The 13,593-nt window shown below is 69.3% G+C and carries 10 protein-coding genes; 7 read left to right on the plus strand and 3 right to left on the minus strand.

The window, feature by feature from the left end; translation table 11 throughout:
* Positions 1 to 13: 13 nt before the first annotated feature.
* The 7 genes from AWQ68_RS09735 (at position 14) to AWQ68_RS09765 (ending at position 7,603) form a co-directional block, all read left to right on the plus strand.
* A complete protein-coding gene (locus AWQ68_RS09735; protein ID WP_066938031.1) occupies positions 14 to 553 on the plus strand; it encodes a TlpA disulfide reductase family protein in 540 nt (179 codons plus the stop codon).
* On the plus strand, positions 550 to 2,574 hold the full coding sequence (locus AWQ68_RS09740; protein WP_066938034.1) for an ABC transporter ATP-binding protein: 2,025 nt from the start codon (positions 550 to 552) through the stop codon (positions 2,572 to 2,574). Before AWQ68_RS09735 ends, AWQ68_RS09740 begins: the two co-directional genes overlap by 4 nt.
* 104 nt (positions 2,575 to 2,678) lie before the next feature.
* Positions 2,679 to 3,194, plus strand: a complete 516-nt coding sequence (locus AWQ68_RS09745) for a S26 family signal peptidase (protein WP_157545084.1) — start codon at positions 2,679 to 2,681, stop codon at positions 3,192 to 3,194.
* A gap of 46 nt (positions 3,195 to 3,240) precedes the next feature.
* Positions 3,241 to 4,089, plus strand: coding sequence for a 16S rRNA (adenine(1518)-N(6)/adenine(1519)-N(6))-dimethyltransferase RsmA (gene rsmA, locus AWQ68_RS09750; RefSeq protein WP_066938040.1), 849 nt, complete (start codon positions 3,241 to 3,243; stop codon positions 4,087 to 4,089).
* A 64-nt stretch (positions 4,090 to 4,153) separates the two neighbouring features.
* Positions 4,154 to 5,095 carry a 4-(cytidine 5'-diphospho)-2-C-methyl-D-erythritol kinase gene (locus AWQ68_RS09755; protein ID WP_066938043.1) on the plus strand — a complete coding sequence of 314 codons (942 nt, stop codon included), beginning with the start codon at positions 4,154 to 4,156 and terminating at the stop codon, positions 5,093 to 5,095.
* A gap of 204 nt (positions 5,096 to 5,299) precedes the next feature.
* Positions 5,300 to 5,647: a chorismate mutase gene (locus tag AWQ68_RS09760; RefSeq protein WP_066938047.1), complete on the plus strand. Its 348-nt coding sequence runs from the start codon at positions 5,300 to 5,302 to the stop codon at positions 5,645 to 5,647.
* Positions 5,648 to 5,752: 105 nt separating this feature from the next.
* Positions 5,753 to 7,603, plus strand: a complete 1,851-nt coding sequence (locus AWQ68_RS09765) for an ABC-F family ATP-binding cassette domain-containing protein (RefSeq protein WP_066938050.1) — start codon at positions 5,753 to 5,755, stop codon at positions 7,601 to 7,603.
* 498 nt (positions 7,604 to 8,101) lie between these two features.
* Here AWQ68_RS09765 and AWQ68_RS44795 read toward each other — a convergent pair whose 3' ends face one another.
* The 3 genes from AWQ68_RS44795 to AWQ68_RS09780 all read right to left on the minus strand — a co-directional run bounded on the left by AWQ68_RS44795 (position 8,102) and on the right by AWQ68_RS09780 (position 13,296).
* On the minus strand, positions 8,102 to 9,865 hold the full coding sequence (locus tag AWQ68_RS44795) for a trypsin-like serine peptidase (RefSeq protein ID WP_245655831.1): 1,764 nt from the start codon (positions 9,863 to 9,865) through the stop codon (positions 8,102 to 8,104).
* A 1,319-nt stretch (positions 9,866 to 11,184) separates the two neighbouring features.
* Positions 11,185 to 12,738, minus strand: a complete 1,554-nt coding sequence (locus AWQ68_RS09775) for a trypsin-like serine peptidase (RefSeq protein WP_066938052.1) — start codon at positions 12,736 to 12,738, stop codon at positions 11,185 to 11,187.
* Positions 12,739 to 13,071: 333 nt separating this feature from the next.
* Complete coding sequence (locus AWQ68_RS09780; RefSeq protein WP_066938054.1) at positions 13,072 to 13,296, minus strand: hypothetical protein; 225 nt, start codon at positions 13,294 to 13,296, stop codon at positions 13,072 to 13,074.
* Between the last annotated feature and the right edge of the window lie 297 nt (positions 13,297 to 13,593).

Genomic DNA, 13,593 nt, shown 5'->3' on the forward strand with positions numbered 1-13,593 from the left:
CAGGAGGAGAGCCATGCCGTTTCTCATCGCCGCCGTCGTCCTCGTCGGAGTCGTGTGCCTGGTCGACCTGGTCCTCACCGTGGGCGTGATCAGGCGGTTACGGGAGCACACGGAGTTCCTCACGACCCTCGGCAGGGAGGCGCCGGGGCTCGGCGTGGGTGAGGAGGTCGGGCCGTTCGCCGTCCACGCCGCCGACGGCGGCCCGCTCACCCGCGACCATCTGACGAGGGAAACCCTGTTCGGCTTCTTCTCCCCCGACTGCGAGCCGTGCAAGGCGAAGCTCCCGGCGTTCGTCCGGTACGCCGCCGAGATGCCGGGCGGGCGTGACCGGGTCGTCGCCGTCATCGCGGCCGACGAGGGGGCGGACGGTGAGTTCCGCAGCCGGTTGGGCGAGGTGGCGCGGGTCGTCGTGGAGGACCACACCGGGCCGTTGAGCGCCGCCTTCCGGGTGCGCGCGTACCCCTCCCTCTTCCTCGTCGCGCCGGACGGCGCCGGCCGGGTCGTGGTCACGACGGACGCTCCCGAGCTGAGCCGGGCCGTCGGCGTGGCATGAGCGGCGCAGGCGCCCGGGACCGGCCCCGGGAGCAGGGCGGGCCGGGGGCGGGGGCCTCCCGGCCGGACCGTGACGGAACGCTGAGCCCCGAGGGCGTCGACAGGGCTCCTCTCCCGGCCGCCGGTGTCGCCACGTGGGTGAGGCGGCTGGCCATCGCGCTCTCCCTCGCGGCCGCGGCCGCGCCTGGCACGCTCGCGCTGTACGTGTCGCTGACCCTGGTGGCCGGGGCGTTCCCCGTCGTGGCCACCTGGCTGACCAAGAACGTCATCGACCACCTGATCGCCGGATCCCCCCTGGGCACGCTCGCCGGGCTCGCGGTGGGGCTGGCCGTCGCCGGGACGATCACAGCGGCCCTCCCGCAGGTGACGCACTACCTGCGCGCGGAGGCGGATCGCGCCGTCGGGATGATCGCGCAGGACCGCCTGTTCGCCGCCGTCGAAGGGTTCGTCGGCCTGGGACGGTTCGAGAACCCCCATTTCCTGGATCGGCTGCGTCTCGCGCAGCAGGCCAGCATGGTGGCGCCCGCCCAGGCCGTGGACGGGGCACTCGGGGTCGGCGGCGCGCTCGTCACCCTCGTCGGGTTCCTCGGTTCGCTGCTTCTGCTGAGCCCGGCGTTGACGCTTCTCGTCCTGGCGGCCGGCGTGCCGACGTTGATCGCGGAGATCGCGATGTCCCGCCGGCGGGCCGGGATGCTGTGGACCATCGGATCGGCCGAGCGGCGCGAGATCTTCTACAGCCAGCTCCTCACGAGTGTGCAGGCGGCCAAGGAGGTGCGCCTGTTCGGCATCGGTCCCTTCCTACGGGGACGGATGCTCGCCGAAAGATCCACCGCCAACAGGTCGAAGCGGGCGGTCGATCGCCGGGAGACGGTCATCCAGACCGGGCTCGGGCTGCTGGCCGCGCTGGTGTCCGGCGTCGGGCTGTTCTGGGCGGTGATCTCCGCGCACTCCGGCCGGATCTCCGTCGGCGATGTCGCGATGTTCGTCGCCGCGATCACCGGCACGCAGGGCGCCCTGGTCGCGATGGCCGGCGACGCGGCTCGCGCGAACCAGGCGCTGCTGATGTTCGACCACTACGTCGCGGTGACGACGGCAGGGCCGGACCTGCCGGTGCGGGCGGCGCCGACGCCACTGCCGCCGCTGCGGCACGGCATCGAGTTCCGGGACGTGTGGTTCCGGTACTCGGACGACCACTCCTGGGTACTGCGCGGCGTCAATCTACGCGTCCCCAAGGGGGCGGCCGTGGCCCTCGTCGGACTGAACGGCGAGGGCAAATCGACGCTGATAAAGCTCCTGTGCAGGTTCTACGACCCGACCAGGGGCGCGATCCTCTGGGACGGCGTGGACATCCGCGACGTCGACGTGGCCGAACTGCGCCGCAGGATCGGCGCCGTTTTCCAGGACTACATGAGCTACGACATGACCGCCGGGGAGAACATCGCCCTCGGCGACCTGACCGCGCTGGACGATCGCGACCGGCTCGCGGCGGCGGCGCGCGCGGCGGGGATCCACGACAAGATCATGGAACTGCCGTCGACGTTCGACACGCTGTTGACCCGCATGTTCTTCATGGAGAGCGAGAAGGAGGACGCCAGGAACGGCCACATGCTGTCCGGCGGGCAGTGGCAGCGGCTCGCCCTGGCCCGCGCGTTCCTCCGGGACCGGCGCGATCTGATGATCCTCGACGAGCCGTCGGCCGGTCTCGACGCCGAGGCCGAACACGAGATCCACGTCTCACTCAAGCGGCACCAGGCCGACCAGACCAGCCTGCTCGTCTCGCACCGTCTCGGCGCGGTCCGCGACGCGGACCGCATCGTCGTCCTCTCGGACGGGCAGATCGCGGAGCAGGGCCGTCACGACGAGTTGACGGCGGCCGGGGGCATCTACGCCCGCCTCTTCGCCCTGCAGGCGTCCGGATACCACCCGGGCACGGAAGAAGCGAGAACAGCAGCCGAGCAGGCGCATGGGGTGGCGGGCGCGCAGGCGCCGGGGGCCGCGTCGCTGTCGGCGGGGACCCGGTGATCCCGCGCTCTGAGAGAGACGACGTGCGGATCACCCGTTCGCCGTCCGCCCGGAAGCCCTCCGACAGGCTTACGTCGTCCATCCCCGGCGCGCGGGCGGCGGGTGTGAGGCGTGGTCTCGGTCTCGGCATCGGAGCAGGTTACGACGGAGACCGCGTCCTCGTCCGCCGCGGAGCTCCCGTCGCCGTCGAACAGGTCGTCGTGGTGGAGCGGCCCGTGCTCGGCATGGAGTGGCCCCGCCCGCCGCTCCAGGGCCATGCGTCGCGGCAGGCGATCGCCTCCAGAGAGTGGATGATCAAGCGGGTGGCCGCCGTCCCGGGAGATCCGCTCGCCTCCCTGCCGGCATCTGTGCCGCGCGACCGACTAACGTCGCCGTTCGTGCTCGGTGATCTGCCTGCCTCGCCGCCGACCTCTATGCCGGGCGATCGCCCCAGCTCGCCGCCGCCGTCCGTACCGAGTGATCCGCTCACCTTGCCACCGACGTTCACACAGAAGCGTGTGCCGGACGGCATGCTGCTCCTGCTCGGGGACAACTCGGCGGCCAGCGTCGACTCCCGCCACCTCGGTTACTTCCAGAGCGAGCGCGTGCTGGGCACCGTGATCCGCCGGCTCTCCCGGTGACCGGCACGGTAACGAAGACCTGCTCCGATGCCGGACACTAGACAGCATGACTTTGCTCGGCCCTGTTGAAGTGCGCGCGCTCGCGGAGAAGCTGGGCATCCGGCCGACCAAGAAGCTTGGGCAGAACTTCGTCATCGACGGCGGCACCGTCCGTCGCATCGTCCGGGTCGCCGAGGTGACCCCGGACGACGTGGTCATCGAGATCGGCCCGGGGCTCGGCTCGCTCACCCTCGCTCTCCTCCCCGAGGTGGCCCGGGTCGTGGCGGTCGAGATCGACCCGGCGCTCGCCGTCCAGCTCCCCCTGACCGTCGCCCAGATGGACTCCGAGCACGCCGACCGGCTCAGCGTCGTCCACGCCGACGCGCTGAAGATCGGCGTGGACGACCTGCCCGCGCTGCCCACCGCGTTGGTGGCCAACCTGCCGTACAACGTGTCGGTGCCGGTGCTCCTGCACCTGCTGGAGATCCTGCCGTCCCTACGCCGCGGGCTCGTCATGGTGCAGGCCGAGGTCGCCGACCGCCTCGCCGCCGCCCCCGGGTCGCGTATCTACGGCGTCCCCTCGCTCAAGGCCGCCTGGTACGCCGACGTGCGCCGCGCCGGGCCGGTGGGTCGCAACGTCTTCTGGCCCGCGCCCAACGTCGACTCCGGCCTGGTCTCCCTGATACGGCGCGACCCGCCGGAGACGTCCGCCACGCGCGAGGAGGTCTTCGCGGCCGTGGACGCCGCCTTCGCGCAGCGCCGCAAGACGCTCCGGGCCGCCCTGGCCTCCTGGGCCGGCACGGCGGCCGCCGCCGAGGAGGCGCTGGTCAGGGCAGGCGTCGAGCCGTCCGCGCGCGGGGAGCAGCTCGGCATCGCCGACTTCGCACGCATCGCCGAAAATCGCCCTCGACCCTAGGCGGCGTCTGACCGGCCTTCCGGCCCGGCTCCGGTCGGTGTACGGGGCACTAGGCTCGGCTGCTGTGACTGCTACGCAGAGGGTGACGGTGCGTGTCCCGGCCAAGGTCAACCTGCAGCTCGCCGTCGGGCCGTTGCGCGACGACGGCTACCACGACCTGGTGAACGTCTTCCACGCCGTCTCGCTCTTCGACGAGGTGACGGCGACCGAGCCGGCCGCCGCGGGCGCGTTCACCGTACGCGTCGAGGGCGAGGCCGCCTCCCAGGTGCCCGCGGACGCCACCAACCTCGCGACCCGCGCCGCCGAGGCCCTCGCCAAGCACGCCGGGCAGATCGGGGCCGACGGGCGTCCGTACGGCGTGGACCTGCTGATCCGCAAGGCGATCCCGGTCGCGGGCGGCATGGCCGGAGGCAGCGCCGACGCCGCGGCCGCCCTCCTCGCCTGCGACGCCCTCTGGGGACTCGGCCTGCCCCGCGAGGAGCTCATGGAGATCGGCGCGGGCATCGGCAGCGACGTGCCGTTCGCCCTCCTCGGCGGCACGGCCGTCGGCACCGGACGCGGCGAGCGGCTCACCCCCGTCCCGGCGACCGGGGCCTTCCACTGGGTGTTCGCCCTCGCCGACGGCGGCCTGTCCACTCCCCGGGTGTACGGCGAGTGCGACCGCATCAGGGCCGAAGCGGGCGAGGAGGTCGCGTGGCCGACCGCCGACGAGGCCCTCATGGCCGCCCTGCGGGCCGGGGACGCCCGCGCGCTCGGCGCCGCCCTCGCCAACGACCTGGAACCCGCCGCGCTCGCGCTCCGTCCGTCGCTCGCCCGGACGCTCGACGTCGGCCGGGATGCCGGGGCCCTGGGGGCGATCGTCTCCGGTTCCGGGCCCACCTGCGCCTTCCTGGCCGCGTCCGCCGACCACGCCCGCGAGCTGTCCGCCGCGCTGACCGCCGCCGGGGTCTGCCGCGCCGCCGTCACCGCTGAAGGGCCCGTCCCTGGGGCCGAGATCGTCCCGTAGGGCCCGACTTGTCGCACGGACCCCGCGCGGAGGGCCGCCAGTGCTAAGTTGACCTTCATGCATCGTCGCTCGCGCGTGTTCTGGTGGCCGGTAATGGAACGGCCATAACGCACGCGCGATCAGGGCCGTCTCGGAGATCGGCCCTCCACCTCTCGGTTCTGGACCGGCTTCCGGCGGCCCCGAATCCGACAGGAGGATCCCCCGATGTCCGACCCCACTTCCCTGGCCGAGGTCCGCGCCCGAATCGACGCGCTCGACGGTGAGCTGATCCGTCTCCTCGCCGACCGGCAGGCCCTGGTCCGGCACGCGGCCGCGTTCAAGGCCGACGAGCAGGCCGTACGCGCCCCCGGCCGTGTGGAGCAGGTCGTGCAGGCGGCCCGGGCGCGTGCCCTGAGCGCCGGGTTGTCCCCGAGCGTGGCCGAGGCCGTGTGGCGCGCCATGATCGCCGCTTTCATCGATCTCGAACTGGCCGAGCACCGAGCCGGTGCTTCCCCAGGCGCTGACCGTGCTCGACTTCGGCGACCCCACCCCGCACATCCCTCGCCAGGGTGAAGTCGGCTCCGGTGATCGGCTCATCCACGCCATGCGCGTGGACACCGCCGCCGCCTCAGCTCTGGAGTACGAGGGATTTTGGGGAATCGGTAGGCTGGGCAGGCGATGAATCTGGTCAACCTTGAATCGGTCTCCCACGCCTTCGGGCCCAAGCCGCTGCTCACCGACGTCACGCTCGGCATCGGGCAGGGCGACCGGATCGGCGTCGTCGGACGCAACGGTGGCGGCAAGTCCACGCTGATTTCGATCATCGCTGGGGAGCTGAAACCGGACAGCGGGCGCGTCACGCACAACCGCGGCCTGCGCGTCGGCCTCCTGTCCCAGCGGGACGACTTCGACCCCGCGGCGCCGGTCGGCGACCTCGTGCTGTCCGGCCGGGCCGAGCACGAGTGGGCCGGAGACGCCGCGATCAGGGAGATCCTCGCCAACCTGCTCGGTGACATCGACCTGACGGCGCAGGCCGGCGCGCTGTCGGGCGGCGAGCGGCGGCGCACCGCCCTCGCGAAACTGCTCATCGACGAGCACGATCTGATCATCCTGGACGAGCCGACGAACCACCTCGACATCGAGGCCATCGCCTGGCTCGCCGGGCACCTCGCCCAGCGCAAGTCGGCGCTGCTCGTCGTCACGCACGACCGGTGGTTCCTCGACGCGGTCTCCACCCGCACCTGGGAGGTCGTGGACGCCTCGGTCGAACGCTACGAAGGCGGGTACGCCGCGTACGTGCTGGCCAAGGCCGAGCGCGCCCGCATCGCGCAGGCCGCCGAGGAGCGCCGCCAGAACCTCATGCGCAAGGAGATCGCCTGGCTGCGGCGCGGTCCGCCTGCCCGGACGTCCAAGCCGAAGTTCCGCATCAACGCCGCCGAGGCGCTGATCGCGAACGAGCCGCCGCCCCGCGAGACCGTCGAGCTGCTGAAGTTCGCCTCCGCGCGGCTCGGCAAGACCGTCTACGACCTGGAGGACGTGACCCTGCACGCCGGAGGGCCCGACGCGGGTCCGGTCGTGCTCGACCACGCCACCTTCCAGTTCGGTCCCGGCGACCGCATCGGCCTGATCGGCGTCAACGGCTCGGGCAAGTCGTCCGTCCTGCGCCTGCTGTCCGGCTCCGTCACACCCGACTCCGGCCGGGTGGTACGCGGCAAGACCGTACGGCTCGCGCACCTCTCCCAGGAACTGGCAGAGCTCGACCCGTCCCGCCGCGTGCTGGAGACCGTCGAAGAGATCCGTAAGTACATCCAGGTCGGCAAGAAGGAATGGTCGGCCTCGCAGCTCCTCGAGCGCCTCGGCTTCAAGGGCGAGGCGCAGTGGAAGGTCGTCGGCGACCTGTCCGGCGGCGAACGCCGCCGCCTCCAGCTCCTTCGGCTGATCATGGACGAGCCGAACGTGCTGCTCCTCGACGAGCCGACCAACGACCTCGACATCGAGACGCTCACCGAGCTGGAGGACCTGCTCGACGGATGGCCGGGCACGCTGGTCGTGGTCAGCCACGACCGCTACTTCCTGGAGCGGGTGTCCGACCGCTGCGTCGCCCTCCTCGGTGACGGCAGGCTCTCCATGCTGCCCGGCGGCGTCGACGAATACCTCGCGCGGCGTGCGTCCGGCGCCGCCCTGTCCGCCCGCGCCGCGTCCTCGGGTACGGCGTCCGCTCCCGGCGGGCAGGCCGTACCGGCCGGGACGGGCGCGGCAGCGGAGACGGCCGCCGGGGGCTCCAACGGAGCTGCCGCTTCCGGCTTGTCGGCCAAGGAGCAGCGCGAGCTGCAGAAGGAGCTGGGCCGGCTGGAGCGGCAGCTCGACCGGCTCGGCGAGCGCGAGGAGAAGCTGCACGCGCGGATGGCCGAGGCCGCGAGCGACTTCGAGCGTCTCGGCGCGCTGGACGCCGAGCTGCGCGAGGTCACCGCGCAGAAGGAGGAGGTCGAGCTCGAATGGCTCGACCTCGCCGCCCGCCTCGACGGCTGACGAAACCGACCCCGGAGGGCCACCCACCGGCTTTGTACCGCCAAGGCATGGTTGCCGCTTAGGGCGGCTTCGGGCGCTGTGTCGGTGGGGGCGTTCGCTGCGCCTGCCGGACGCTCCGGTCCCCGCTCTTGGCTGCGATCCTCGCTCCCGCCCGCTCCGCTCACCGGTCAAGGTGGCGAGATCGCTGTACCTGCCGGGAAGCCCTGGTTCTCGCGAAGCCCGCTTCGCTGGGCCTTCGCTCCCGCCCGCTCCGCTCACTGGGCAAGGGGCCGAGCCTGATCAGGCAGGGCCGTGAGGGGTTGTGTCGGTGGGGAGTTGGCTGCGTCTGCCGGAAGCTCCTGCCTCCTCCGCTCACCTCGTACTGACGGGGGCCGGTGGGGAGCCTCCAGGGGCAGAAAGCGGGAAGACGCGAAAAAGGGGCCCGGCTGGATGCCAGGCCCCTTTCCCGTCGCGGAGGGGTGCCGAGGTGTTACCTCAGCTCAGATCGTTGACCGAAGGTCAGACGATCTTGCCGGACCAGAGGTTGGCCGCGGACTTGTAGACGCCGTAGGTCTCACCGTCGAAGTAGGGCGAGACGCTGGTGTCGATGCGGCCGTTCTTGTCGGTGTCGGCCAGGCCGATGGTCACACCGTTGAGGTAGCCGAGACGACGGGCGCTCTGGTAGTTGAGCAGCCAGGACGAACCGATCGAGCCCTCGCCGGTGAACGAGGTCTTGACGCCGAGGAGCTCCTCGCCCTTGACCTCGGGGGCCTGGACGGCGAAGGTCTTGCCGTACGCCCACTTGAGGGTCTTGCCGGTGAAGGCGTAGTTGCCGTCCGGGTGCGACCCGCTCGGGTAACCGAAGATGAAGACCGGCTTGCCGACCTTCTGGTTGTAGGCCAGGCCCTGACCGCCGACGTTGTCGCCGAGGCGACCGACGTCCTTGAGGCCGATCGCGAGCTTCTTGCCGACGACCTTGTAGCCGACGACGCCCTGCTTCGTGGCCCAGAAGGTCCGCTTGAAGTACTTGTAGACGCGCTCGCGGCCCTTGCCCTTGTCCTCGCCCTGGTCGTTGGCCGGCGTCGAGTCCGCGGCGGGGGACTCGGACGTGACCGGAGAGGGGCTCGGGCTCGGGGCCAGGTCGCGACCGTCGCCCCAGCCACCCTTGCCGCCGCCGTGGTGGTCGCCATCCTTGCCGCCGCCGTGGTGGCCGTCGCCGTCGCCGGGCTTCCCGTCGACCGGCTTGCGGAAGTACAGGGTGCTGCCGTCGCGGCTGACGTACGAGTCCTGGTCGGAACGGTAGTCGCTCTTGCTGATCTCGACCGGAGCGTCGGCGCCGGTGCCCTCGGCCCACGGCCCGTTGCCGGTGAGGTCCTTGTTCGGGTTCAGCTTCGCGAAGTCCGCCACGCTGACGGCGACCTTGTAGCCACGGTCGTTGTCGCGGCCACGGTCGTAGTCACGCCCACGGTCGTTGTCGCGCCCACGGTGGTCGCCGCGGCCGTGGTGGTGGTCGTCGTTGCCGCGGCCGCCACGGACCTCGACGATCCTGAGGTCGGACCAGCCGGTGGTCTTGTCCGCCTCGAGCCTGCGCAGCTCCTTCTCCGCCTCGGCGCGGGTCCGGAAGACCTTCGACTCGTAGTGACGGTCTGCGCGCACGCTCTCGGGCAGGACGCCGTTGTAGACGGTCACGAACGCGTAGTCGCGGTCGCCGTCCTCGTAGACGTCGTAGTCGTAGTGGGTGAAGGCCTGCTTGCCGACGTAGATGCCCCACGGGGTCTTGCCCTGGTAGTAGCCCGGGACGAAGACCCACTTGTCGAGGGTGGCCTTGTTGGACTCGGTGTCGTACACGCAGTGGCCGGCGGTGGCGACCAGGTTGCGGTAGCCGGACTGCACCGAGGTAGCGGTGCACCAGTGCGGACGGCCGTCGCCGCCGATGAAGAACACCTTGCCGACGGTCTTGGGCAGGTTGACGTTCTTGGACTTGGACGTCGTCTTCTTCTCGTCGCCGATCGCCGGCACGACACCGGGCTTCGTGTCGGCCGAGGGCCCGCCGGTCGAGACGTGCTTGGCGACGATCTTCGTCTCAACGCCGTAGGGGGTGGCGTTGATCAGGTTCGCCTTGGCCTCGCCGTACCAGAACGCGGCGACTTCCTGAGCGGCCAGGTTGGTGTTGGCGAGCGGGGTGCTCGCGACATCACCGGCGGCCTGAGCGGGAGCGGCCAGACCGGCGGCCAGCAGCCCGGCGGTGGCGACGAGGCCACCGAAAGCGAGAGAGCGCTTCAAGGGTTTTCTCCTTGGTCTGTCGTGAGACGCCATCTGCGTCCCATGCGTCAGTAAAGGGATGACCAAGACGCTACCTAAGTGGTTGCTGTGAGGGAAGTCGAATGAAAAGTGCGGGATCGGGGGAACCGATACATGTGCTCGGTACGTCCTAGATATCCCGAGGGCTTTCCGATCCGTTTTTGCTGATCAACATGCGGATCTGAGACCAAGCGGTATGTCGGCCAGGTGGATCGGTCCACCTGCGAGATGTGACATGAATCACAGTTTGAGCGCGGAGGCAACCAGTCCGCGGCGTCACGGTGGCGACATTCTTGGGCGATTCGTCTGTTTTGGTGCATATGCGGTGAAAGCTGGGGGAGTCTCGCCCTGTTCGGCGGAGTTTCCGGTTTGCGGGTCATTGTGACCCGCCTACGGGAGCGTGGCTGCTCATCAGGGCCCTTTCTTCGCACATGAGCACCATGTTTGGCCTGGTTTCGCTCCTGTCCGGATGGCGAGTTCAGGCGGGGACGGCGTCGGTGCGGAGGCGGGGGGTGTGCGGGCACGTCCTCGTCGCGGTCTCGCGGCTCTCTGTGGCTATCAGGTGTCTATTGCCCGAAATGCCGTTTTCTGGTCGGCGAACGGTCGTATAGCGAATCGGCTCACGCGGGCGGGCAAATGTAATGCTCGCCTCCTTGCTTCCCAAGAAGGGGAAACCCCTGAGCGAGGAAGGCCGCGGCCGATGGCCGACAATCCGGCGTGCGCCGCCGATGATCCCCAACGAACATGCGAGATCCGTCGGCGTTCGAGGCGTTCTATCCCATCAGCCATTTCGTGGCGTGGGGCGTGACGGAGCCATACGGCTTCACAGCTGCCGTCGAGGCGGCCGGCACCTATCGGCCCCGGAAAAGGGATTTGAGCGATGTCAAGAGGGTCCACGGACCAACTGAGGTCGCTCAGCGTCCACGCCACGGTCGGTCAGGTGCCGTATGGGCAGGCTGTCGGGAGCCACATGGAAAGTCGTGGAGGACCTTCCACGCGGGCTTTGCCACCCGTCGACCAACATTCCCGGTGAACGGGGGGGCCGGCACGTGCTCGCCATCAGGCCCTTCAAACCCGGGCAGCCCTTCGGCTGGACCATGACGATCGCCCCAGACAGGGCTGTCACCACGACCGTCCTCACGTATGACGGTCCCCGACGACAGGGCGGTGGCTCGTTCTCCCGTGGCAGGGCACCTCCCGTCCGGGGACAGATACGAAAAGGGACCCGGCTGGATGCCAGGTCCCTTCTTCGTTGCGGTTGGGGCTGAGTGTTACCTCAGCTCAGATCGTTGACCGGAAGGTCAGACGATCTTGCCGGACCAGAGGTTCTTGGCCGCGGAGTAGACGCCGTACAGCTCACCGTCGAAGTACGGCGAGAAGCTGGTGTCGTAACGGTTGTTGCCGTCGGTGTCGGAGACGCCGATGGTCACACCGTTCAGGTAGCCGAGACGGCGGCCGTTGTTGTAGTTCACCAGCCAGGAGGAGCCGATGGCACCCTCACCGGTGAACGACGATTTGGTGCCGACGAGCTCCTCGCCCTTGATGGCCGCGACCTGGACCGGGAAGGTCTTGCCGTAGGTCCACTTCAGGGTGTGACCGGAGAAGGCGTGGTTGCCGTCCGGGTGCGAGCCGCTCGGGTAGCCGAACACGTAGACCGGCTTGCCGACCTTCTGGTTGTAGGCCAGACCCTGCCCGCCGACGTTGTCACCCAGGCGGCCGACGTCCTGCAGCGCGAGGGCGAAGTAACGCTCCGCCTTGTAGGTCCAGACCTCCTTCGTGGTGGCCTTGAAGCCGTAGTTCACCCAGAAGGTCCGCTTGAAGTACTTCTTCTTGTCCCCCTCCCCCGTCTTGAAGTAGAGGGTCTTCCCGTCCTCGCTGGTGTAGGAGTCCTTGTAGCCCTTGTACTCGTCACGGTTGATCTGGGTCTCGGTGAAACCCGTGCCCTCGGCAAAGCCGCCGGGCTCGGTGCCCTTCTTGCCCTTGTTGAAGGACAGGAACTCGGCAACGGTGGCGCTCTCGTTGAGCGTCGAGTGCTCGGTGCCCTTGGCGACGACCTTGGTCTTGTCGACCTCGTAGGTGGTGTCGGTCGTCTTCGTGGACTTGTTGCTGGCCTTCGGGTTGTCCTTCAGGAAGGCCTTCAGCTCGGCCTCGGTCTTGAAGTCGTAGGACTTGACGTCGCGGACGTTCGCGGCGTACTTGGCGTACTCGGCCTCGGTGACCTCGGAAGCGCCGTTCAGGCTGACACCGTTGTAGACGGTGACGAACGCGTAGTCGCGGTCGCCGTCCTCGTAGACATCGAAGTCGTAGTGGGTGAACGCCTGCTTACCCACGTAGATGCCCCAGGGGGTCTTGCCCTGGTAGTAGCCGGGGATGAAGACCCACTTGTCGAGAACGTGGGCGTTCTTGCCGGTGTCGTAGACGCAGTGGCCGGCCGTGGCGACCAGGTTGCGGTAGTTGGCCTGAACGGAGGTGGCCGAGCACCAGTGCGCCTCGCCGTCGGCGCCGAGGAAGAACACCTTGCCGGTGGTCTTGGGCAGGTTGACGTTCTTCGACTTGGCGACGGCCTTCTTCTCGTCGCCGATCGCCGGCACGACGCCCGGCTTGCTGTCGGGAGCCGGGCCGCCCTTGGAGACGTGCTTCGCGACGGCCTTGGTCTCCACGTTGTACGGCGTGGCACCGATCAGCTTGGCGCGAGCCTCGCCCAGCCAGAACTGGGCGACCTGGTTGGCGGCGTAGGGGGTGCCGGCCAGCACGTCGGTCGGGATGCTGTCGGCAGCCTGGGCGGGGGCGGCCAGACCGGCGGCCAGCAGACCGGCGGTGGCGACCAGGCCACTGAAAGCCACAGTGCGCTTCATGGGGGGAACTCCTTGGTCTGTCGTGGGACGTCAACTTGCGCCCCATGCGTCAGTAAAGGGATGGCAAAGGACGTTATCTGAGGGCTTGCTGTGAGGGAAGTCCGGAGAAATGTCGCGGACCGATGGAACCGAATGGAGGGGTGGTGCCGTCAGACCCGTAGGGCTTGTTGTTTCCCCTGATCAACTCGGGAAGACCTTCCCTCGTTGGAGCCCCAGTCAGGCTCTCTGTTCGCGGTCGACTGTGAGCTAAATCACAGTTTTATCCGAAAGTTCGTGCTGTCGAATCGTCATGCGACATCGCATTTGTCCGACTTTATGTAGAAAAAGTCAGATTTAGGGGCAAGAGGAATTCGGTGCGCTCCGCTGTCCGAAGCGTAGAAGGGGGCGAGCGGAGGAACAGGGGGCAAGCGAGCGCTGCTCGCGCTTGCTCAGGCCGGCGAGCAGTTCGCGCTCGCGCCGCGACAGCTCGGTGAAGGCGGTGCCCACCCGTTCGAGGCCCTGAGCCCGCTCGATCTCGGCCGCCAGCGTGGTCAAGCGGCAGATGAAGGCGGCGTCCATCCGTTCGAGACCCTGAGGGGCGGTCGCACGAGTGCGCCGCCCTCGCTCCTCGGGTGGAGCGGTCGCCCCGGGAGCGTCCCGCTGAGGCGCTGCGACATGGAAACACGGAAAAGGGACCCGGCTGGATGCCAGGTCCCTTCTTTGTTGCGGTTGGGCTGAGTGTTACCTCAGCTCAGACCGTTGACCGGAAGGTCAGACGATCTTGCCCGACCAGCCGGCGGCCGCGGCCTTGTAGACACCGTAGGTCTCACCGTCGAAGTACGGGGAGAAGCTGGTGTCGTAGCGGTTGTTGCCGGT

Origin of the sequence: Microtetraspora fusca (genome assembly GCF_001570365.1) — a bacterium.
Taxonomy (GTDB): Bacteria; Actinomycetota; Actinomycetes; order Streptosporangiales; family Streptosporangiaceae; genus Microtetraspora; species Microtetraspora fusca.

Coding starts and splice junctions, on each gene's coding strand:
- AWQ68_RS09735 (WP_066938031.1), top strand. CDS start 14: ATGCCGTTTCTCATCGCCGCCGTCGTCCTCGTCGGAGTCGTGTGCCTG.
- AWQ68_RS09740 (WP_066938034.1), top strand. CDS start 550: ATGAGCGGCGCAGGCGCCCGGGACCGGCCCCGGGAGCAGGGCGGGCCG.
- rsmA (WP_066938040.1), top strand. CDS start 3,241: ATGACTTTGCTCGGCCCTGTTGAAGTGCGCGCGCTCGCGGAGAAGCTG.
- AWQ68_RS09760 (WP_066938047.1), top strand. CDS start 5,300: ATGTCCGACCCCACTTCCCTGGCCGAGGTCCGCGCCCGAATCGACGCG.
- AWQ68_RS09765 (WP_066938050.1), top strand. CDS start 5,753: ATGAATCTGGTCAACCTTGAATCGGTCTCCCACGCCTTCGGGCCCAAG.
- AWQ68_RS09775 (WP_066938052.1), bottom strand. CDS start 12,738: ATGAAGCGCACTGTGGCTTTCAGTGGCCTGGTCGCCACCGCCGGTCTG.
- AWQ68_RS09780 (WP_066938054.1), bottom strand. CDS start 13,296: ATGGACGCCGCCTTCATCTGCCGCTTGACCACGCTGGCGGCCGAGATC.